This is a genomic window from Arhodomonas sp. KWT, assembly GCF_010993615.1.
In genome coordinates this window covers 1-822 of record NZ_WNXE01000740.1, presented here as the reverse complement: position 1 = coordinate 822, position 822 = coordinate 1, and the positions used below count along the sequence as shown (strand labels likewise).

General features: G+C 70.6%; 1 protein-coding gene. It reads left to right on the top strand.

Annotated elements, in window-relative coordinates; all coding sequences use genetic code 11:
- A partial coding sequence (locus G7A99_RS22100) for an aminotransferase class I/II-fold pyridoxal phosphate-dependent enzyme (protein WP_205600004.1) occupies nucleotides 1-822 on the top strand: 822 nt, incomplete at both ends.

Sequence of the window (822 nt, the reverse complement as noted above, 5' to 3'; positions counted from 1 at the left end):
CTCTCCGACGAGCAGCTCCGCGGCCTGCACGAGGACACCCTCACGCGCTACCGTGCCTTCCGCGACCAGGGCCTGAAGCTGAACATGGCCCGCGGCAAGCCCGCACCCGAGCAGCTCGACCTGAGCAACGATCTTCTCGGCCTGCCCGGTGCCGGGCACTACACCGCGGCCGACGGCACCGACTGCCGCAACTACGGCGGCGGCCAGGGCCTGCCCGAGGCGCGGGCGCTGCTCGGCGAGATCGTCGGCGCGCCGCCGGAGAACACCGTGGTCGCGGACAACGCCAGCCTGGCGATGATGCACGACCACATCGTCTACAGCCTGCTCAAGGGCAACCCGGACAGCGCCGCGCCCTGGTGCCGGGAACCCCGGGTGCGTTTCCTCTGCCCCGTGCCGGGCTACGACCGTCACTTCGCGATCTGCGCGGAGTACGGCATCGAGATGATCAACGTGCCCATGCTCGAGGACGGCCCGGACATGGACCGCGTCGAGGCCCTGGTCGCCGAGGACCCGAGCATCAAGGGCATCTGGTGCGTGCCCAAGTACGCCAACCCCACCGGGGCGGTGTACTCGGACGAGGTGGTCGAGCGCATGGCGCGCATGCCCACGGCGGCCGCGGACTTCCGCATCTTCTGGGACAACGCCTACGCCGTACACCACCTCACCGGGGAGCGCGTGGAGATCGCCAACCTCATCGAGGCCTGCGGGACGGCCGGCAACCCGGACCGGGCGCTGGTGTTCGCCTCGACCTCCAAGATCACCTTCGCCGGCGCCGGGCTGGGCGTGTTCGCCAGCTCCGCGCGCAACGTCGAGTGGTACCTC